Genomic DNA, 20,822 nt, shown 5'->3' with positions numbered 1-20,822 from the left:
CTCCTTTTTTAATTACATGGCTGCCAGCATACTTGCGCAGATACTTGCTAGCAATACAGATACAAAGGTGACACTGGTAAATCCGCCTACCAGCATCATCGGAACCATACGGCTTGCAATAACCTCGCGTTCTTCTTTATCTTCGATTACATTGTCGATAGCTTCTTCTGTCAGCATGACATTGACCGGAAATCCGTGATAGCAGGTCAGAATAATACCCATACACATATCAAACGTAATATCCTTGAAAATCTTACTTGCCACAAATGCCATGACGTACATACCGATGGTAGAAATTACTGCCAGTCCCAGGATTTTAAAGAACAGAGAGAAAAATACATCTGGGGTTGCCGCGGAAAAGCAGCCAAAAAGATACGCCAACATAAAGGTCATGCAGATACCATTGGCTTTAGCCTTGCCAAGCGCATCTGCCTCCAGAAATCCGGTTGCAGATGCCAGAAAACCTAAGATCAGGCAGGCAACCAGACGGTTCAGTCCTGTTACATCCTGAATCCAGATGGAAACCACGGCAATGGCTGTCAGTTTCAGAAGAATCACCGTCGGGCTTGAAAATTTCTGCAGTTTTACGAAGGGTTTAAATTTAACTTTGTCGCCGTCCTCCGCCATAGTATGCGCAGTCAGATTGCCGGACTTATACTGTACGCCCAGTCTTTTCGCTTCCCGTCTGAGTACCACGCCTGTAAGCGGATAGCCGATCAGGATCTGTGTCGTTCCGGCTATCAGCGCTGCCACCGCCACATTCGGAAGGTTCAGTTCCTCAGCCGCCTGCTGAATCACAATTAACGCTCCGGAACCACCTGCAAAGCTGGATACCGTGGAAAGTACCAATTCTTTTCCAAATAACAATATACCAATGGTAAAGCTGGTCAGACAGATTCCGATAACACCAATACAGGCGATCAGAATTGTTTTCCATTGACGCTTCATCTCTGCCACCGGAATACTGGTTGCCATATTGGTGATGCAATAGAAAGTACAGATCGTATACATGGTAGCAATACCGCTGTTCTGTACGATGTCCTTCGGCAGAATTGTCCAAAATCCGACAATATAACCCAGCGCCAGAATCAAAGCCGACGGAACCTTACCCTTTGTCAGCTTAGATACAATTTCGGCAAATCCCATGATTGCAAGAATGAACAATAGTGATAACATTTGTGTCATAACATCCATCTCCTTCGCATGTCATATTCTAGAATATTAACTAGAATATATTCTATTTTCAATCTGTATTATACACTTTATCATAGTAATGTGCAAGAGTAATTTTAAAAATATAAATTTTCAAAAAAGAGCACGTACAAAGCTTTTTACTCTGTCGTGCTCTTTGCTTATTTTGTTATAATTTTCAAAAAATCTTCTGTATATCGCTCCATGCGTTCCACACCATCGAAATTGCCATGCTGCACTGTCCACCAGTGCAGGGTGCCACGGAAGATGGTAATCAGATACCGCGCATAATATTCTTCTCCTCTGGGACAGTCAAACACTCCCTGTTCTATCCCGGACTTCAGTGTCAACACAAGCTCCTGAAAGCTGACGCTCCGCTCGTGCACCAGATTGATTTCTTTTTCACCGCTAGTCTGGGCGCAGGAGAGCCGCAGAAATGGGAGTCCCCATTCCAAACTATAGCGCATCATTTCGCTTGTAATAGATTTCAGACGCGCAGCTGGTTCTTCCGGCATCATTAGTAATTCTTTTTCCATATGTGTGTCAAAAAAAAGATACAGATCGGAGGTTACTTCCTCTTTACTTTTATAAAAATGGTAAAAGGATCCCACAGACACCGAAGCCAGATGACAGACATCCTGCACCGTATAGGCATCCCCATACTGGTTAACCAGCTGATAAGTGGCATCAAAAATCCGTTTTCGTGTCTCCAGACTTTTCTTCTGACGCGGTGACAGTTCTTTTTCTATCGTTCGGTTCATTTTGCCTCCAGCACCAGTTCTTTCAGGCTCCGCTTGGGAACATAATGGGTGTCCTCCGCGTCCCGGTAATATTTTGTACTTCCATCTTCCCCCACATCGGTCAGCACCACTTTTTCCGCAGGCTTGCCAAGAGCCACAATCAGGTTCGGCTCCACGCCCTCCGGCAGATTCAGTAGTTCCTTCAGCTGAGGCTTATGGAAGCTTCCGATCATGCAGCCGCCGAAGCCTTTTTCCACTGCGCCCAACAGCATCGTCTGAGCCACCACGCCCACATCCCGTTGGAACCGGGTGGTGTTGGAGCTGATGTTCATATCCTGGCAAATGATGATGAAGGCAGCAGGCTCCTTGCCCGGATGGGGGAGCTTCATTTCTTTCAGAGCCTTCGCCCACATGGTCAGGGGCAGAATCTGCTCCACCTCTTCTTTTTCCCAGGCAATGTAGTATCGCAAAGGCTGTTCGTTGACGCTGGATGCTGTGTAGCGTGCCAGGTCAAGCAGCTCCAGAAGTTCTTCTCTGGTAAGACGCACCGATGAATCGAATCCGCGATAACTTCGATTCTTTAAAACCAGCTCCTTTAACATGACTGCTTCTCCCATTCTTTTACGCTGTCCTGAATCTCCCTGCAGATCTCCCGGGTGTCCTTGCCGTCTGTGGCGATGGTCACATCGGCTGCCGCCTCATATTTTTCCCGACGCTTCTCAAGAAGCTCGGCGATATATTCTACAGTTTTATTGTGCTCAATCAGTGGCCGGTTATGGCTGTAACGCACCCGCTCAAAGATGGTCTCCGGCCGGGCGGTCAGAAGTACGATGATGCCGCTCTTTTTCATCTCGGCCACATTGCACTCCCGCATGGGCGTGCCGCCTCCGCAAGAAACGATGACGCCGTCCCTTTGCTGCAGTTCCACCAGAAGTCCCGTTTCCAGCTCCCGGAAGTACTCCTCGCCCCGGGTCTCAAAGATCTGGGAAATGGGCATCCCCTGGCGCTTTACGATGAGCTCGTCCATTTCTATGACTTCTGTGGAAAGCTCCTTTCCCAGTACAGCGGAAATGGTACTCTTTCCGGTTCCCATAAATCCTATCAGAAATATATTCATACTGTTACCTCCATGCAAATCAATTTTATTTTAGTATATCTTCCGGTCTGCGTCAATTTGAATTTGCAGGGGAGGTAAGATGACAGATCTGGGGCAGACATTTAGATCTTCCCGGATCTCTTCCACCGGCATCTTCCGTCCGGTATAAAGCTCCACCCCAGCCACGCCCTGGGAACGTACCTTTTATGTGGCACAGTTAAAGGGGCGTCATCAGACGCCCCTTGTGGAACAATTCCATCCAGTCACCTATCAGCCCGATAACCTTTTCCATGATAAAGGCCGAAAGCTCTGGCAAATCTACATACTTCATCAGAATTAGCGGTTCAAAGTTGCCAGCACGCCCTTGGCAATGCCTTTCGCTACGCTGTTCTCGTAGACGTCGTCCGCCAGCTCACTGCCTTCACTCTCGTTGCTCAGGTAACCGGCCTCCACCAGAACCGCCGGCATATCCGTATCATTTACAATGGAAAAATCGCAGGAATTACTTCCCTGATCCTTCGCACCGGTCTCCTTTACCAGGGCTGCGTCGATATTCTCTGCCAGAGACTTGCTTTTCTTGTCGTCATTCGCATAATTGACATGTACGCCGCTCTGACTGCTGTCATCCTCGGAATAGTTGCAGTGTACGCTGACCAGAAGATCCGCGCCGGATGCGTTGACTGCCGCCACACGTTCCTCCTTGGACAGATAGGAATCGTCCTCCCGTGTCATCACCACCTGATAGCCCTGACTTTCCAGCATGATTTTCAGCTTCGCACAGATGTTCAGATCCGCTTCTTTTTCCTCAATAGCCGCGCTGCTCATACCGGTATCCCGGCCGCCGTGTCCCGGATCAATGGCAATCACATAGGTACTGCCCTGTGCGGAAATCTTCACACCACTTCCGCCGCCTGTGAACTTTGAAACCGCAACTATGATACTGCCTGCGATGACTGCCACAACCAGTATAATCACTACAAACAAGAGTGCCCGGCGGCACTTTCTGCGCTTCATCTCTTCCTGACGGCGCTTTCTGGCTGCCGCCCTGTGCCGACGCTCCGCCGGGCTCATTTCATTCTTGTCATTTGTGTCCATCTTATGATCCCCCTGTGTTATTTTTCCCATTTATCGCAAAGAGCCTGGATCTGATCCGCCAGCTTCGCAATATCCTTATTGGTCCAGCCCTTACACTGATCAATGAGCCGCATCAGGCGTTTACCGGTCTCCACCAGACGATCGTATACAGTCATTCCTGCCTTCGCGTTCTTACGCTGCTCCTTTACAATGCGCTCCTGATTGCCCTCTGCAATCCGGCTGTTGGTGGCCAGATCCCAGATTTCTCCGGTATAGGGTGCTGTGGTGGTAAAGCCGTACTCCTCATGCAGGCAGGCTGCAAAGGTATCGCAGACCTGATCCTCGCCATGTACCACGAAGACCCGCTGAGGCTTTGTACGAAAATCCTGAATCCAGCTAATCAGGCCTTCCTTATCCGCATGACCACTGATACCGGCCAGAACTTCAATGTGCGCCTTAACTTCCACCGGCTCGCCAAAAAGCTTCACTTCGTTCGCGCCCTCCACCAGAGAACGGCCCAGTGTGCCGACTGCCTGATAGCCCACGAACAGAACTGTGCTTTCCGGTCGCCACAGATTGTGCTTCAAATGATGACGGATACGCCCCGCCTCGCACATACCGGATGCGGAGAGAATCACCTTCGGCTCATCGTCAAAATTGATCATTTTAGACTCGTCACTGGTAATAGAAAGGCTTAAACCCGGAAAACTGATGGGATTGATACCTTTCTTTACAAGCGCCAATGTCTCCTCATCAAAACAATCATACATGTTTTTATTGAAAATGGTGGTGGCCTGTACTGCCAGAGGACTATCTACGTAGACCTTGAAGCCGTCATGTCCGTGTATCAGCTTCTTTGCCTTGATCTCCCGCAGAAAATACAGCATCTCCTGGGTACGTCCTACCGCGAAAGACGGAATTACCACATTGCCGCCACGGTCAAAGGTCTCCTGGATAATCCGGGTTAGCTCCTTTACATAGTCCGGCTTCGGACCATGACTGCGGTCGCCGTATGTAGACTCAATCAGTACATAATCCGCGGTTTCCACATGAGCCGGATCCTTTAATATCGGCTGATGAAGATTGCCGATGTCACCGGAGAATACCAGCTTTTTCTCGACACCGTCTTCCTGGAGCCAGACCTCAATACACGCCGAACCAAGCAGATGTCCCACATCGGTAAACCGGATATCAATTCCGTCCGCAAGATGAATCCTTTCTCCGTACGGACAGCCACAGAACAGTTTCGACGCGCCGTCCGCATCCGCAATGGTATACAGCGGCACATATTCCGGCTTTCCGGCACGCTTTGCCTTTCGATTCCGCCATTCCGCCTCAAACTCCTGAATGTGGGCACTGTCGCGGAGCATGACCTCACAGAGATCGCTGGTGGCATAAGTGGAAAAAATAGTCCCCTTAAAGCCCCGTTTGTACAATAAAGGCAGCAAACCCGAATGATCAATGTGCGCATGGGTCAGAAGCACATAGTCAATATCAGCAGGATTCACCGGAATTTCCTGATTTTCATAGATGTCCGGCCCCTGTTCCATACCACAGTCTACAAGTATCACCTTTTTGCAGGTCTCAAGCATATGACAGCTGCCTGTCACCTCGTGATCCGCACCCAGAAATGTCAGCCTCATAGTCTCATCTCCCTAAAATATAGATACTGTTTTTGCTACCTTTATTATACCGTTTGGTATATAAAAAGACAATGCTCTTTCGAAAAATTTAAGGTTTAAATGCGCGCAGCCCGAAGTCTCGCAATCTCATCCGTCCAGCCTGCGTCGTCATTTGGCGTCTCCAGAATAAAGGGAAGATCCCGGAGCGCCGGATGATTGATAATACGGGTGAAGGCCTCCCAGCCGATGTGCCCCTCGCCGATGCGGGCGTGACGATCCTTATGGCTGCCGCGATCATTCAGACTGTCGTTCAGGTGAATGGCTTTCAGACGATTCAGACCGATTACTTTGTCAAATTCCGTAAGTATACCATCCAGATCGCCAACGATGTCATAGCCTGCGTCCCATACATGACAGGTATCCAGGCAAACGCCCAGCTTCTCAGAAAGCTCTGTCCGGTCGAGAATTTCCTTAAGCTCTTCAAAGCTTCTTCCCACCTCGCTGCCCTTTCCGGCCATGGTCTCCAGAAGCACCGTGGTGGTCATATCCCGAGATAGAGAAGCGTTCAGCATCTCGCTGATCAGGCGAATTCCCTCTTCTGCACCCTGCCCCACGTGACTGCCGGGATGAAAGTTATAATAATTGCCGGGCGTATACTCCATGCGCTTCAGGTCATCCCGAAAAGTCTCGCCCGCGAAGCGGCGGGTGTCCGCCTTATCGGAACAGGCGTTCAATGTATAGGGCGCATGGGCCACAATTTTTCCAAACTCGTTTTCCCGCGCAATACCCTGAAACCGTTCCACGTCTGCCGGGTCGATGGCTTTGGCGCTGCCGCCCCGGGGATTGCGGGTAAAAAAGGCAAAGGTACCGGCCCCCAGCTTCAGCGCCTGCTTTCCCATTGCTTCATAGCCTTTGGCCGATGAAATATGACTTCCGATATAAAACATACAGTCTCCTCTACAGGGCACGTTCCTTTAAGGTCACGCTGACCCAGCCCTTTCCGTATTCTTCACTCTCATAATTGAAGCCCACTTCCAGTCCTGCTTTGGAATAGAAGTACGCGGACTCCCGGGGATCAGACAGAAGCTTCAACAATTCCTCATCTGTGCTGTTGGTGACGAAATCTACCCCGCCATTCTGGGTCTGATCCTGTGCCCGGAAGCGCATAACCAATTCATCGTCAATGGCAATCATTTCCGATGGCGCGATCTGCTCGCCGGTCTCAATCCGGAAATTCAGGGCAGTCAGCTTCGGAAGCGTACTTTCGCCCTCCGGAAGCCGATGCTGAAATACCACGCTGATTTTCTCGTCATCCATATAGGTCACATAGCCGCTGGTCGTCACACTGTCTGTGAAATCCGCATAGGAATCCTTATATTGCTCCGCAGCCCGTTTTATCGCCGCATTAATGGTTGAATAATCGGCTCCATTATCCGCATCCTTCGCCCGAAGCTCCGGATAAGTCACGTAATACCCTGTAGTATCGTCACCCGCGGACGCCCAGCGGGACTCGGTCAGCCAGTCAATGGTATAAGCTGCATCCTCATTGATGTCGTCCACGATTTCCTTATAATACGCGTCGTCTTCACTCGGTTCATAATCTTCAGAATCATCGTAGTAGTCGCCATAGTCGTCATAATAATCGGAGCTTCCCACCGTATCCTGCGCGGCATGGAAAATCAGGCGGCTCACATTCATGGTAACCGCAATCAGGGCGCTAATCAGAAGTATGGCGCCGAGAATGCTTAAGATGATCACCCAGCCTTTCGTCTTCTTTTTCTTCGGACTGTTTCCCATTCCGTAATTCTGCGTCGGCTGCTGTATGCTGCCAAACCGTCCGCTGTAACCGCAGCTCCGGCAGACACCGTCCTGCATCAGGGCTCCGCAGCGCGGGCAAAAATCAAAATCTCTGTTTTCACTCATTGTTCTTCTCCTGTCAGTTCATCCAGATTTTTTCCGTAGGCATCTATAAAATAGGTCAAAAACAGCTCTGCCTCCCGCACCTTAAGCCGGTGAAGCTGCTCCAGGGTTGTCTCTCTGGCACGGACAAATTCCCGGTTGCCGCACCCCTCCTCTTCGATACATTTGATATAGGCTGACAGCTTATCCGCAGCTTTTACAAGCGTCCAGAGATAAGCGTCTTCCTCCTGATTCGTAAATATTCCTTCATAGGATACGCGCATTTCTTCCGGAAGCATGGAAAGAAGAGTCTGGCCCGCCTTCTGTTCGATTTCCTTATAGGTATGCCGAATCTCCGGGTTATAATATTTTATGGGTGTCGGCATATCCCCGGTAATGATCTCTGTCGCATCATGGTACATGCCAAGCACCGCGGCCCGATCCGTATTCAGCTCTTTGCCCAGATAAGTGTTGCCAATCACAGCCAGCGCGTGGGCAATCATAGAGACCTCCAGGCTGTGCTCACTTAAGTTCTCTGCCCGGGTATTGCGCATCAGCGCCCAGCGGTCGATGTATTTCATCCGGGACATCATGGCAAAATAGTTATTCATGCTTCTTCCCCTTCTTTTCCTGAATCAGGCAGATATTGCTGGCCCAGAAGCTGCTGTATTTTTTCCCGTATTCCTGATATTCCTTCCAGGAGATAAAATATTCTTTTCCCCAGGAAGAAATCTGCAGATAGCCGTTCTCCATACCGGTGACCACCACATAATGAGCCTTTGTCTCGGTGGCAGGCAGATAGACGCCGTTTTCCTGGCGGTACAGGGTCAGCTTTTTCTTCCGCCAGAAAGGAATATTCTGACCGATGGCCAGAATCACCGGATAGTCCTTTGACAGACTGTCCTGAATGCGCTCCAACATTTTACCGGAGCTTAAGCACCATCTGGCACGCAGATCGATCCGGTAATGGCGAAAATACCGGTTCATCGCCCGGGCAAGCTGGAAATTTGGCACGCCGAAGCCCGGGATAATGCCCAGATAGCGCTTGTTCATCTTACGCAGATAACGCTCATAGCGGGGATAAGAAAGGCAGCCGTCCTCCCGCAGCATGCCGTACAACAGATCCGTATTGCAGGGCAGCCGGTGAATGCCCAGATAAATCAGCACGTCGCCCATGGCCACCACGCCGCAGCCGTATTTCCGCATCATATAACCGGTGGCCCAGTTCTGATTTCCCCCGAAGGATTTATCCGCCTGCGTCTTTACCGCAAGATAGGTGTGCCTTAGACAGCAGCGTCTGTTCTCCATAGACTTTCTCCTTTAAACGACAGTTCCCATGAAATAAAAGCCCTTACATTCGTCCAGACTGACATTGACATACTGTCCGATCCGGGACGCTTCGCCCGGGAAATGAACCAGCAGGTTGTTGCTCATGCGGCCTGTCACATAACCGGGCTTGTGGTCGTTGACCTCCTCAATCAGGACCTCCTGAACAGTTCCGGTATAGCGGGCGGTCTGCTCTCTGGCACAGCTCTGTACCAGCGCCAGGAGCTTGTCAAAACGGACTTTATTGTCCGCATCCGGCACCTGATTTTCCATGGCGGCAGCAGGCGTTCCGGTTCGTTTGGAATAGATAAAGGTATACGCGTTATCGTAATGGACTTTCCGCACCACATCCAGGGTCTCCTCGAAGTCCTCGTCAGTCTCGCCCGGGAAGCCCACGATAATATCGGTAGTCAGGGAAATATCCGGGATCTCCCTACGAATCTTCTCCGCCAGCTCCAGATACTGCTCCTTGGTGTACTTACGGTTCATGGCCTTTAAGATCCGGCTGCTTCCGGACTGCAGGGGCAGGTGCAGATGACGGCAGATCTTCTTCGATTCCTTCATAACCCGAATCAGCTCGTCGGACAGATCCTTCGGATGAGATGTCATAAAACGGATCCGGCGAATGCCGTCAATCTTCTCCACCTCGCGGAGAAGCTGCGCAAAGGTCATGGGATTCTCCAGATTCTTTCCATAGGAATTGACATTCTGGCCCAGCAGCATGACCTCGGTCACACCGTCCGCAGCCAGCTTCTCGATTTCCCGGATAATGTCCTCAGGCTTCCGGCTCCGCTCCCGGCCACGCACATAGGGCACAATGCAGTAGCTGCAGAAATTATTGCAGCCGAACATGATGTTGACGCCAGACTTGAAGGCGTATTTCCGCTCAATGGGAAGCTCCTCCACGATCTCCTGCGTATCCTTCCAGATATCTACAATCATGCTGCCGTTCTGCATACTTTCCGCCAAAAGCTCCGCGAATTTAAAAATATTGTGGGTACCGAAGACCAGATCCACGAAGCGGTAGCTCTGCTTTAACTTCTCCACTACTTCCGGCTCTTGCATCATGCAGCCGCAGAGAGCAATCTTCATATGGGGATTGCTTTTCTTCCGGTGCTTTAAAAGACCCAGGTGGCCATAGACCTTCAGGTTGGCGTTTTCACGGACGGTACAGGTATTGTAAATGACAAAATCGGCGGTATCCTCTTCCGTTGGATTATATCCAATTTTTTCCAGTATTCCGGTCAGCTTCTCGGAATCCCTTGCGTTCATCTGACAGCCGAAGGTCGTAACACAGAAAGTCAGCGGGCGGCCAAGCCGCGCGCTTTCCTCTGCTACCTGCTTTTTACAGACCTCTATAAAATAATACTGGCGCTCCGGCTCGGTCTCCGGGGCTTTCGCCCAGATTTCACTATTTAAATTCATGTTAGTTCTCCTGTAATCTCATATCATTCTGCACGGGTTCTATTTTTCGACAGACCCGTATTTTATAATATTACCTTTTTTACAGGCTTCGTGCAACCATTTGTTTTGGTTTGTATTCCATTTTCTATTTTCCACTGCTTAGCCCAGGGCCACATCCAGGGCCATCATCAGCGTAAATCCCATAGCGAAAAAGACTGTTCCGATATCCGAGTGTTTTCCCACGGACATCTCCGGAATCAGTTCCTCGATGACCACATACATCATGGCGCCTGCCGCAAAACTCAAAAGATATGGAAGGGCCGGAAGAATCAGGGTGGCAGCCAGAATCGTCAGAAAGGCGCCGATGGGTTCCACGACGCCGGACAGAACGCCGTAGAGGAAGGATTTTCCCTTGCCTGCGCCCTCGGCCCGGAGCGGCATGGAAATGATCGCGCCCTCGGGAAAGTTCTGGATGGCAATACCGATGGACAGGGCCAGCGCACCTGTTACGGTGATATAAGTATTGCCGGAGAGCCATCCCGCGTAGACAACGCCCACCGCCATACCCTCTGGAATGTTGTGGAGTGTCACGGCCAGCACCAGCATCGTCGTGCGCTTCAGGCGGCTTCTGGGTCCCTCTGTCTCGTCGCTGTTCCGGTGTAAATGCGGGATGATGTGATCGAGCAACAGCAAAAATAAAATACCGACCCAGAAACCGATAACTGCCGGGACGAAGGCCCAGATTCCCATGGCCGCCGACTGTTCCATGGACGGAATCAGCAGGCTCCAGATGGAAGCTGCCACCATGACGCCCGCCGCAAAGCCGGTCAACGCCCGGCTGACCTGTTCATTTAAGGATGTTTTCATAAAAAAGACCATGGCCGCTCCAAGGGAAGTTCCTGCAAAGGGTATTAAGATTCCCCGGATTACTTCTGATGTCATATAAGAATCTCCTTTCCTGGATTAGCCTGAACTAACCGTTTTATGATTATTATATGCGTCAAAGTTCCTCACTGTCCATAGCAGGATTTCTTGTTGAGAATAAAAGAAGGACAAGCCCTGCTTATCCTTCGTAAAATTTCCGCTGCTCCATTTCCTGCTGCATTTATTCGAAATAGTTGATACTTCTGGTCTTATCATAATAGATCACATTTTCCTGCCGCACAGAAGCCGTTCCATGCTCCACATCAATGATCGATACCGCACAGTTTTTATGGACGCCGCCCTTCCAGAAATCTTTCAAATCTGTAATCAGAAGACTGGACAACAGTGCCTTCACAAGCGCTCCATGGGCGGATATCAGCACAGTTTTGTCCTGATACTCCGGCTGGTCAATGAGCCAGGTCAAAAAATCCGTTCCCCGGACGCAGAGCTCCGCGATGGATTCACCGCCCTCCGGCGGATTATAGTGGGCCGGGTTCTGGAAAAAATTCGGAAAATCCGGATCCGGGATGTTGTAATTCGGCCCCGTGCAGCACAGACCCTCGAAACAGCCAAAGCTGATTTCCTTCAGGCGTTCGTCCACAATCAGGGGAATCTGCCGCTCCCGTTTCATGATTTCCGCCGTCTGATAGGCACGCTTCAGCGGACTTGAAAAAATCACATCAAAGGGAATACCCTTCAGCGCCTCTGACGTAATCTCCGCCACTTCAATACCATTTCGATTTAAGGGAATGTCCGTCGTTCCCTGGAGCCAGTGCTTTGTATTCCAGTCTGTCTCACCGTGACGGATCACATAGATGACCATTTAAGTTTCCTCCTGCTATATAAAATCGAACTTATATTCGTTTTGGCTTATTATAGCATTTTGTCCGGAGCTTGTCATCCATTAAATTTATGAAAATAAAAAAGAACCGCAGCCCCAGATTTTCATCCAAAGCTGCGGAGTCCCCTGTAACTCAGGTTTCTTTTTGAAAAACGTTTTCTCGAACTTTTCTGAACAGGGGGCTTATTTACCGGCCATCTGCTTTTCCTGTTCCTCGATCATCTTCTTTACCATATAGCCGCCTACGCTTCCGTTCTGCTTGGAAGTCAGGTTGCCGTTGTAGCCGTCGGTCAGCGGTACGCCCAGCTCGCTGGCTACCTCGTACTTGAACTTGTCAAGAGCGCCCTTTGCCTCCGGTACTGCTGCGGTATTTGAAGATTTGTTTGCCATAAGAAACTCCTCCTTACTGCAGACGGGAATCTTTTTATACATTCCATTTGTCTGCGGTTCGTGATTGGTTGTTACAGGAGTTATTATGCGGAATAATCCGCTCTTTACACTGGGAGTTCCTTGCTTCTCTGATAAAATTTGGCTGTTTGCTTTCTAAAAGGTCAACCGCATCTGATTCCAGACCACATTGCCGTGTACGGATTCGGACACGCCCTCATTTACAAAACCGAATTTGGCGTAATAGGGAATCAGCCGATCCTTACAGGTCAGCACCAGACCTTTTCGGCCCTGCTCTCTGGCGTCCGCAATGGCCCGTTTGATGAGCTCGCCTGCGTAGCCCTTTTTTCGGTAAGCCGGAATGGTATTGACGCCGAAAATCATCTGCCAGTCTCCGCTTTCGTGGTGCATTTCGGCCTTTTCATACATTTCATCGGTCAGATCCGCCTCATCGGTCACGAAGCCGTCCACAAAAGCGATAAGCTTGTCGCCGTCAAACATGAGCCAGAAATGGCTTCCGTAATAGGCCAGACGTTTTGCGAATTCCTCCTTTGTAGCCGCTTCCGCAGGCGGGAAGCATTCAGCTTCTACCTGTGAGATAGCATCCAGATCCTCCTGTGTCGCGCTTCTTATCAGCATGTTTCTTCCTCTTTTCTCTCATCAATCGTCATCCCAGTCGTCATCGTCATCATCCCAGTCATCATCGTCGTCCCAGTCGTCATTATCGTCGTCATATTCCTCGTCTTCCCGTTCCACATCCGATTCCAGGATTGCTCCATCTGCCGCCTGAATGGTGTATTCATATTCTACCTTATCTTTTACAAATTCTACTTCGTAAACCAGAATTCCATCTTCCTTATCCAGCTTCGCCTTGGTAAAAGTAACCTGGGATACGGCTGCATGATTTAAAGCAATCTCCTTTGCTTTCGCCATGCCGATATCACCAGCCTGTTTTATTTCTGTTTTTACTTCCGTCTTCGGCTGCTGTGTCGGCTGTTTTTCATCTTCTTTTTTCTGACTTGTTTCTGTTTTTTTCTCTGGTTCCGCAGTTGTTACAGGCTTCGTCTCTTTCGATTTGCTGTAAACCTTCAGTTCCAGTTCCTTTTTTACCACGGCTCCATCCGATGCCTTAATCCAGTACTCATACTCTGTTCCGTTTGCGAAGAATTCCACTTCGTATACATATTGTCCCCGCTCATAATCAAATTCCACCTGCATATTCTGAGCGTCTGTCAAAAGGACACCCGCGTCTGCGCATGCGAATTTTTTCGCGTTTTCCTCTCCGATTCCGGAGCTCTGTGCCAAAACGCCCGACGCATATACGGTGCTGATTCCTCCTACAGATAAGATCGCTGCTGTACAGCCTGCTGCCAGCATCACTTTTTTCGGATTATCCAGGAAATGTCTCATTTTTTTCATATACGTTCTCTCCTTTTCTCTTTCTGATAGCTGTATCTTATCAGAGAAACATTAGAGGAACATTAGAGGATTAAAATGTGACGTAAAAAATGCTTCCTTTTCCAGACTCACTCTCGAGCGTAATCTCTCCGCCGTGATACCGCGCAATTTCCCGGGCCATGGAAAGTCCCAGTCCCATGCCGTCGCCGGTTCTGGAAGCGTCCGACTGATAAAAGCGCCGGAAGATTTTCTCCTGCTCTTCCTTTCGGACGCCAATGCCGTTGTCCTCCACCGAAAGAAGGATGCCGTTCTCCGTTTTCCGAAGCGTCACCTGGATCTGTCCGTTTTCCCGTCCATAGCGATACGCATTTCCGATTAGATTCGCAAGCATCCTGGACAATAACAGGGCATTTCCACAAAGAAAAATCTCTTTTTCAATCCGGCTGCTCAGCTGGATTCCTTTTTCCCGGATCAAAGCCATATCTTCGCAGACACCCGCTGCCAGTTCACTGAAGTTCAGTCTTTCTTTTCTGTATTTTCCCGAACCGTTTTCCATGCGGGCAAAGTCCAGCATCTGTTGAATGAGCTTGGACATCTTCCGGCCCTGTCTCTGAATCACCTGCAGATCCTGCCGATAGCCTTCTGATGTCTCTCCCTGTTTTTCCAGTGAGAGTTCGCATTGGGACAGAATCACACTCATGGGGGTTCTGAGCTCATGAGACACGTCTGAGGTAAACTGACGCTCCGCTTCAAAAGTGTTCTCCAATTTTTCAAACATGGCGTTAAAGCTGTCTGCCAGCTGGTGCAGTTCATCGCTTCCCGGTCCCAGCTCAATGCGCCGGGTCAAATCCCCGCTTTGTTCTATCTGAAGAGCTGTATCGGAAATCTGCCGGATGGGCCGCAGCATACGCCCGGCGATCAGGTATCCGCCCACCGATGCCACCAGCACCAGAAGTGGCAGAAAAATCAGAGATAGACGCATCACCGCAGACATCTGCACATCCCCTTGTTTTCCCGATACCACGCCCCGCAGCCACAGGCCTTCCACGCCCTCGGCCTCCAGTCGCCGATCAAACAGATAGTAAACAGTGCCCTTTTTCTTCACCGTGCGGATCAAGGAGTCTGTAAAAGAAAGAGCTCCTGTTTCTGCCGCGATGGGATTTTCCCCGTAAAGCATGGTTCCATCCGGCTGATAGAGCGCTGTGTAGACTTCATTTACTGCATCCAGAAAGTCGTCGTCCACTTCCAGATATCCGTCCCCGTAACGGATAAAATGATCCGATTCGTGAAGCAGATCAAATGCATCAATATTACTGTAATATTCGATTTCATCCACATTATGCTCTACCGTTTCTATGAGGCTGTCCCGGATCGTTTTTTGAAGAATCCGGTGATTGGCCGAAAAGATAATAAAAAAAGTAAACAACACCACCAGCAAGAGCGCCGCCGTAAACCAGCCGGTTATTTTCAGCCTTATGGATCCTTTCTTCATAAATCACCCCTCTTTCAGCACGTATCCCATACCCCGCACAGTATGAATCAGTTTCTTTTTTTGTCCGCCGTCGATCTTTTTCCGAAGATAACTGATATAGACGTCTACCACATTGGTGCCGCCTTCATAATCATAGTTCCAGATATGTTCTTCGATCTTTTCTCTGGAGAGTACGATGCCCTGATTATAAAACAGGTATTCCAGCAGCTGATATTCCTTTGCGGACAGCGGGATTTCCACGCCACCCCGTGTCACCTGACGGCTAGCCGTATCCATCTCCAGATCGGCCAGCGTCAGTCTGTGATCGGACTGACCATAGGAGCTTCTGGTCATAACACGAATCCGGGCAAGCAGTTCCTCAAAGGCAAAGGGCTTCACCAGATAATCGTTGGCTCCGCTGTCCAGCCCCTTCACCCGATCGGAAATGGAATCTTTTGCCGTCAGGAACAGCACCGGAGTTGCCTTTCCCTGATTTCGGAGACTGCGAAGCACCTCATAGCCATCGGCTTTTGGCATCATAATGTCCAGGATTACTGCGTCATATTCCGTATACGCTAAAACATGAATGGCCTCTGCTCCATCGTAACAGGTATCCACAGTATAGCCGCTTCTCGTCAGTTTTTCAACCAGAATCCGGTTCAGATCCCGTTCGTCTTCGGCTACCAATATACGCATACGTTTCCTCCTATCTGCCAAGCTGGCTTAAAATAGACGGATCCTTCAATTTAGAATCCTCCGCATGTACCACGCCGGAACCCAGATACACCGAGTAATCGGCCAGCTTGCCGTGAATCTTTGCATGGTTTCCGATAAAGGTCACATTGTAAATGGTTTCGAAGCCCACTTTTCCGGCCTCTGCCTAGGCGCTGATTTCCGCCTCGGTCAGATACGGAAGCATAGATTCGCCCGGCTTTTTTTCGTTGTATTTCTGAACCTCCAGAAGCACGATTTCCCGCAGAAAATCGGCTGCGGTTTCCAGCTTTGCGAAATCGGGAAGCTCCACCGGAAGCTTCGCCAGAGGCTTTTTCTTTCCCAAAGCTTTCTGCTGTACATAGATCTGCATGGCTTACTCCTCGAATTCATACCGCATGAACGCGCAGTTTTTGACGCCAAAGGCGGCGTATTCCTCATTGGTCATTTCATAGAAATAAGACTGCACCACCCGGGCAATGCCGTTATGGGCCACCAGGATATAAGTCTTATCCTTCTCAGCCTTCAGATCGTCCAGCAAGTTGTAAATCCGCTGGGCTACCTGGAGCATGGATTCGCCACCCTCGAAGCGGCTTAAAAACTGTTCCTTGGCCTTCCGGAAATCCGCGCCGTCCCGGGGCGTGGACTCCCATTTTCCAAAATTCTGCTCGATCAGCCGGGGTTCCATCCGGGCCGGGATTCCGGTCACCTCCGAGATGTGCCTGGCTGTCTCCGCTGCGCGGACAAGCGGCGAATGCAGAATTTCATCCGCCTGAATGCCTTCCTTCAGAATCTTCTTTCCGGTCTCGATGGCCTGCTGATGGCCCAGATCCGTCAACGCGATATCCGTGGCCCCGCAGATTTTATTTTCCACATTCCAAATGGTCTGTCCGTGACGGACAAAGTAGAGGGTGTGCATGGGTGATTCTCCTTTGTTTTGTATTGTTTTTTATTATAACCCGGCGATATTTCTTTTTCAATTGAAAATCAGGAAGACAGAGCCTGCCTTCCTGATCGATAAACTAATTTTTGTTTTTTGCTGGTTCGATGTTCGTAATCTCATTCATCGAATCGGTATTTGCGGTGTTTGCGTGTTCCGCTGTCACGCTATTATTTACCGTATCGTCATTCGGAAAATAGATCGTCGAGTCCACCATCTCCGCGCCTTTTCCATCCATGCGGACCTTCAGCCACACTTCACGCAGAACGGACTCCTGGAAGCCTGCACCGTCCTTTGCAAAATGCCCCAAAAGCTGCATCCGCACAAAGAGCATATCGCCCAGGACGCTGACATTCTGATACTGCACTGAAGTAACCTCTGCGTCCGCATAATCGGTGTATTGGAAGCCATCCAGGTTGATCAGCTGTGTTTGATTCACGCTGTCTGTGTATCCAAATACGGCTCCGGCGTCCACCAGCACCTGATTCCAGCCCCGGCTGTTGGCTACGGAAATGGCGTCCAGATCCGTCTGGGTATAGGCGGGTTCGATGGAGCTTAAGTAATCCGGTTCGACGGCTGCCAGCAGATCTCCTGTCTCTTCATTTGCCCCCAGCAAGGTCATATCCAGTGCCGTCCGGGTCTCATTCTGAAATTCCAGATCCGTCTGGTAGATGCCGTAGGGAACGTCTTCCCCGTCCGGACTGTTAAAATATTTCTGATAATATACGGTATCATTCAACACTACAAAGGTGGGCGCGTCGGTCAGATAAGCCTCCGTTGTCTCCCCGGTTTTCCGATTGTAGGAGTAAAAGTTGCCGTAGAAATATCCGGCGCTGCCCTCGTAATGACCAGCCGCTGTGAGGACCACATTTTCATCCACATACAGGCTTGTAATGGGATTCTGATTGCCCGGGTAAAGAAGCGCCGTATCGCCGGAAGCGGTATTGTATTCCCAGACACTGTGATCGCCAGGATCGTAGTAAAGACTGCTGCCGTCCGCGGTGCTGCCCAGAAGTTCTCCCTCCGCAACCATTTCCATATTTGCAGCGGTAAAGGGCTGCCGCCAGATGCGGGAGACGCCGCCTGTCTCGTCCCAGGAATCGTAATACAGATACGCGCCGTCGGAATAGAGCTTTGTTCTATCCATGGTATAGAGCTCGCCGTCTACCGCGATGAGCTCACTGCCATTGCCGAGAATCGTATGATCTGCTGTCGTTTCGCTACCTGTTTTTCCTGTTTCCACAGAGGTTCCAGATTCCGTATCGGATTCTGTCGTTGGTGTCGTCGGTCGTAAAAGCAGACCGAGGGCTGCCGCCACCAGAATGATAACTCCGATCAGAGTGATTCCAACGGTCTTTTTCCGATAATGCAACACGTTTTGAATCCGGCTTTTCAGGGAAGGTTCCCCGAAGGTCAGGGAGCTGACCGCATATCCATTCTGCTTCGCAGCGTACTTTAAAAGACTGGCAGCGTAATCCTTCCGGATATCCCGGGTACTGTTCTGGAGCACTGCCTCGTCGCAGGATATCTCCATATCCCGGCAGAAAAGCGCATAGGCCAGCCAGACACATGGATTGAACCAGTGAAGCATCCGGACCAGTAAAAACAGGAGCTTCCAGATCGGATCCAAGCGCTTTCGGTGGTAATTCTCATGAGCCAGAATGTAATGCTTTTCCGTCGCCTCCAGGTTCGCAGGAAGACAGATAACTGGCCTCAGGACACCCCATACGAAAGGAGCCGGGAGCTTTTCGTATTCCCGGATTCGCTGTTTCGGAGCGCTTCTGACACATCGGTTTTTGCTTAAAAGTGCCTTTAATTTTATGGTAGAAACAGTCTGCTGGATTAGCAGTAATACGATTCCGGACAGCCATACTATGCGGAACATCAGACTCCAATTCCAGGTGCTCTTGCTTTGACCGGAAATCCCTGTCTCGGTGCCTGTCAGATTGTTTTTCTGTGTTTCCTGAAGTTCTTCCGGGAACTGTGCTTCCATTCCGGATTTCAGCCCTGTACCGGACAGCTGATGGATCGTACCGGACAGCTCATTGCTTCGATTTTCCAGATTCTGAGCGGTGGTTTCCACCCTGGAAGGAATCAGACTGAAAGGACTTTGCAGCCCTGTCGGCACACAAAAATTCAGGAACACCAGCAACCAGAGCCCGTAGACCAGTTTTCTGGAACAATGCAGCACCTTCAGCATCAGGAACCGCAGAAGAACCACCAACAGCACGGTATAACTGCCAATCAGACTCAGATGTAAAACCGCGCCAAATACCTTTTCCATCCTCAATCCTCCCCGTACTCTTCAATCAGTTCTGCCAATTCGTCAATTTCTTTCTTACTCAGCTTTTTCCGCTTCAAAAAGGCCGCTACAAAATTCGGCAGAGACCCCTCATAATTCTCCTCCAGGTATCGTTCGCCCTTCCGTCTGGCGTATTCCTCCTGACTCATCCGGGATGTGACCACTGACTGCTCATTCTGGAAAATGCCATTTTCACAGATCTTCCGAAGCACCGTATAGGTGGTCGACTTCTTCCAGTTCAAATGCTCCGCTGCCAGCCGCACCAGTTCCCCGCTCCGCAGCGGCTCATGCTCCCAGATAAGCTGCGCCAGCTCCTGCTCGGCCTCGGTCATGATATAGATCAGGTCTTCCATGAAACGCCTCCTTTCTGTAAACGAGAAATGGTTTAAAAAGTATAAACCTTTGATTTTAGTCTATACTTTTTAAACCATTTTGTCAACTGAAATCTGATATGTATTTTAATTTCCAAAACCATTCAGTAACATCTTTATTTTTCCATATCCTTCGGATATGCACGTTCCGCTTTGAATGCTATTCGGCAGGGTATCCTATCTGTCATACTTTATCTCCCGGCTTCGGATGATCCGGATTGTACAGGTGGGAATAGGTGTTAAACCGGACGAACAGGTAAATGCAGATAAGCGCAATCAAAACGCACACCATCAGTTCACCCAGAAAATCTGCCACCAGCATGGTTTTCAGAGAGAAAGTACTGATCGCGGCTTTGATAAGATATAGAATGATGCAGGCTGCGATGGCCAGAAGCAGGTAAGTTTTCTTATTCGTTACAATAATCCAACTTTCTTTTTTCTTCATAAATATCCCCTCCATCCATAAAACATTTTGAAGCTTAAAAATCTGTTATTTAGAGAACAAAATATCTCACAATAAGAGCGACAATTCCAAGTACTACAACCGTATCCATCAGCCAATTCCGCTTATCTTTACAAAACAGGATCCCTGCAAGGCCGAAAACCGTCATGCAGGTACCGATTCCGGCGTCAATCCAGACGCCTTTGGAGATGGATAAAAGCGTCCACAGCGCAGACATGAAAGTATAAAGAATCGTGATAAAATTTCCGGTTCTGATTTCGTCTTTCAGCATAAGCAAATTTCTCCTTTATTTCATTTGGTTAAAATATTCCAGATAATCTGGATCAGATTCAGCACGATATAGAGCTCCAGACACGGATAGTATTTTTAATTACAACGAAACCAGTCGCTTCGCCCTCTCATACTCATTTTTCTGTACATAAATTTTATATTCGTAAGTACAGCTCTGGTCGACGCCAAAGCTTCCGGTTTTTCGGGCTTCTCCACCTAAAGGGCCTGAACCCTGAAGATTTCTTGTGTGGATTCGATAATCAATTCCATGAAGGGAAAGCGTCTCCCGAACCTCTGCCTGACGGTTCATGTCAAGGGTGAGCAGCAGCTCTTTTTGAGTCAGTATATTCCACATAGGCTCTTTCTCTCCGTCAAATTAGATATTTCCTTGG

General features: G+C 49.5%; 25 protein-coding genes and 1 pseudogene. All 26 read right to left on the bottom strand.

From position 1 onward, the window contains the following. Positions 1-12: 12 nt before the first annotated feature. The 26 genes and pseudogenes from ACESZP_RS00205 to ACESZP_RS00080 all read right to left on the bottom strand — a co-directional run bounded on the left by ACESZP_RS00205 (position 13) and on the right by ACESZP_RS00080 (position 20,785). Positions 13-1,185, bottom strand: a complete 1,173-nt coding sequence (locus tag ACESZP_RS00205) for a hypothetical protein (RefSeq protein WP_499707647.1) — start codon at positions 1,183-1,185, stop codon at positions 13-15. Between the two features lie 167 nt (positions 1,186-1,352). Continuing rightward, positions 1,353-1,952, bottom strand: a complete 600-nt coding sequence (locus tag ACESZP_RS00200) for a TetR family transcriptional regulator (RefSeq protein ID WP_178040090.1) — start codon at positions 1,950-1,952, stop codon at positions 1,353-1,355. Then, a complete protein-coding gene (locus tag ACESZP_RS00195) occupies positions 1,949-2,548 on the bottom strand; it encodes a nitroreductase family protein (protein WP_499707646.1) in 600 nt (199 codons plus the stop codon). Before ACESZP_RS00195 ends, ACESZP_RS00200 begins: the two co-directional genes overlap by 4 nt. Continuing rightward, complete coding sequence (locus ACESZP_RS00190) at positions 2,527-3,048, bottom strand: shikimate kinase (RefSeq protein WP_349163909.1); 522 nt, start codon at positions 3,046-3,048, stop codon at positions 2,527-2,529. Before ACESZP_RS00190 ends, ACESZP_RS00195 begins: the two co-directional genes overlap by 22 nt. Positions 3,049-3,363: 315 nt before the next feature. Continuing rightward, on the bottom strand, positions 3,364-4,122 hold the full coding sequence (locus ACESZP_RS00185) for an N-acetylmuramoyl-L-alanine amidase (protein ID WP_499707645.1): 759 nt from the start codon (positions 4,120-4,122) through the stop codon (positions 3,364-3,366). Between the two features lie 17 nt (positions 4,123-4,139). Continuing rightward, positions 4,140-5,744, bottom strand: coding sequence for an MBL fold metallo-hydrolase RNA specificity domain-containing protein (locus tag ACESZP_RS00180; RefSeq protein WP_499707644.1), 1,605 nt, complete (start codon positions 5,742-5,744; stop codon positions 4,140-4,142). Positions 5,745-5,839: 95 nt separating this feature from the next. Then, positions 5,840-6,670, bottom strand: coding sequence for a deoxyribonuclease IV (locus ACESZP_RS00175; protein WP_349163913.1), 831 nt, complete (start codon positions 6,668-6,670; stop codon positions 5,840-5,842). A gap of 10 nt (positions 6,671-6,680) precedes the next feature. Next, positions 6,681-7,646: a hypothetical protein gene (locus ACESZP_RS00170; protein ID WP_499707643.1), complete on the bottom strand. Its 966-nt coding sequence runs from the start codon at positions 7,644-7,646 to the stop codon at positions 6,681-6,683. Further along, on the bottom strand, positions 7,643-8,233 hold the full coding sequence (gene yfbR / locus ACESZP_RS00165; RefSeq protein WP_499707642.1) for a 5'-deoxynucleotidase: 591 nt from the start codon (positions 8,231-8,233) through the stop codon (positions 7,643-7,645). Before yfbR ends, ACESZP_RS00170 begins: the two co-directional genes overlap by 4 nt. After that, positions 8,226-8,930, bottom strand: a complete 705-nt coding sequence (locus tag ACESZP_RS00160) for a cysteine peptidase family C39 domain-containing protein (RefSeq protein ID WP_178040098.1) — start codon at positions 8,928-8,930, stop codon at positions 8,226-8,228. Before ACESZP_RS00160 ends, yfbR begins: the two co-directional genes overlap by 8 nt. A gap of 12 nt (positions 8,931-8,942) precedes the next feature. After that, positions 8,943-10,373: a tRNA (N6-isopentenyl adenosine(37)-C2)-methylthiotransferase MiaB gene (gene miaB, locus ACESZP_RS00155; protein WP_499707641.1), complete on the bottom strand. Its 1,431-nt coding sequence runs from the start codon at positions 10,371-10,373 to the stop codon at positions 8,943-8,945. A gap of 138 nt (positions 10,374-10,511) precedes the next feature. Next, positions 10,512-11,294, bottom strand: coding sequence for a ZIP family metal transporter (locus ACESZP_RS00150; protein ID WP_499707640.1), 783 nt, complete (start codon positions 11,292-11,294; stop codon positions 10,512-10,514). Positions 11,295-11,457: 163 nt separating this feature from the next. Then, entirely contained in the window at positions 11,458-12,099 is a 642-nt protein-coding gene (locus ACESZP_RS00145; protein WP_499707639.1) for a histidine phosphatase family protein, read from the bottom strand. Positions 12,100-12,300: 201 nt separating this feature from the next. Then, complete coding sequence (locus ACESZP_RS00140; RefSeq protein ID WP_178040102.1) at positions 12,301-12,507, bottom strand: alpha/beta-type small acid-soluble spore protein; 207 nt, start codon at positions 12,505-12,507, stop codon at positions 12,301-12,303. Positions 12,508-12,660: 153 nt separating this feature from the next. Beyond that, positions 12,661-13,143, bottom strand: a complete 483-nt coding sequence (locus ACESZP_RS00135) for a GNAT family N-acetyltransferase (protein WP_499707638.1) — start codon at positions 13,141-13,143, stop codon at positions 12,661-12,663. Between the two features lie 132 nt (positions 13,144-13,275). Further along, a pseudogene (locus ACESZP_RS00130) lies at positions 13,276-13,722 on the bottom strand (PepSY domain-containing protein); the annotation flags it as partial. A 271-nt stretch (positions 13,723-13,993) separates the two neighbouring features. After that, a complete protein-coding gene (locus ACESZP_RS00125; RefSeq protein ID WP_178040105.1) occupies positions 13,994-15,394 on the bottom strand; it encodes an ATP-binding protein in 1,401 nt (466 codons plus the stop codon). A gap of 3 nt (positions 15,395-15,397) precedes the next feature. Continuing rightward, the gene (locus tag ACESZP_RS00120) at positions 15,398-16,069 is read right to left on the bottom strand and encodes a response regulator (RefSeq protein ID WP_178040106.1); all 672 of its coding nucleotides are present in this window, start codon (positions 16,067-16,069) and stop codon (positions 15,398-15,400) included. Positions 16,070-16,079: 10 nt separating this feature from the next. Then, positions 16,080-16,238: a DUF7737 domain-containing protein gene (locus tag ACESZP_RS00115; RefSeq protein ID WP_178040107.1), complete on the bottom strand. Its 159-nt coding sequence runs from the start codon at positions 16,236-16,238 to the stop codon at positions 16,080-16,082. Between the two features lie 15 nt (positions 16,239-16,253). Beyond that, the gene (locus ACESZP_RS00110) at positions 16,254-16,457 is read right to left on the bottom strand and encodes a hypothetical protein (protein WP_178040108.1); all 204 of its coding nucleotides are present in this window, start codon (positions 16,455-16,457) and stop codon (positions 16,254-16,256) included. Between the two features lie 3 nt (positions 16,458-16,460). Continuing rightward, entirely contained in the window at positions 16,461-17,003 is a 543-nt protein-coding gene (locus ACESZP_RS00105) for a histidine phosphatase family protein (protein WP_178040109.1), read from the bottom strand. Between the two features lie 103 nt (positions 17,004-17,106). Beyond that, a complete protein-coding gene (locus ACESZP_RS00100; protein ID WP_499707637.1) occupies positions 17,107-19,308 on the bottom strand; it encodes a M56 family metallopeptidase in 2,202 nt (733 codons plus the stop codon). 2 nt (positions 19,309-19,310) lie between these two features. After that, positions 19,311-19,679, bottom strand: coding sequence for a BlaI/MecI/CopY family transcriptional regulator (locus ACESZP_RS00095; RefSeq protein ID WP_178040111.1), 369 nt, complete (start codon positions 19,677-19,679; stop codon positions 19,311-19,313). Positions 19,680-19,881: 202 nt separating this feature from the next. Beyond that, a complete protein-coding gene (locus ACESZP_RS00090) occupies positions 19,882-20,142 on the bottom strand; it encodes a hypothetical protein (RefSeq protein ID WP_178040112.1) in 261 nt (86 codons plus the stop codon). Positions 20,143-20,191: 49 nt separating this feature from the next. Continuing rightward, a complete protein-coding gene (locus ACESZP_RS00085) occupies positions 20,192-20,431 on the bottom strand; it encodes a hypothetical protein (protein WP_178040113.1) in 240 nt (79 codons plus the stop codon). A 99-nt stretch (positions 20,432-20,530) separates the two neighbouring features. Beyond that, positions 20,531-20,785 (bottom strand): hypothetical protein, encoded by a 255-nt coding sequence (locus ACESZP_RS00080; protein WP_349163928.1) that lies wholly within the window; start codon positions 20,783-20,785, stop codon positions 20,531-20,533. Between the last annotated feature and the right edge of the window lie 37 nt (positions 20,786-20,822).

Origin of the sequence: Candidatus Dorea massiliensis AP6, assembly GCF_964245105.1 — a bacterium.
GTDB classification, from domain to species: domain Bacteria; phylum Bacillota; class Clostridia; order Lachnospirales; family Lachnospiraceae; genus Laedolimicola; species Laedolimicola intestinihominis.
The sequence above is the reverse complement of the archived record's forward strand: the minus strand, read 5'-3'. Positions and strand labels throughout refer to the sequence as shown.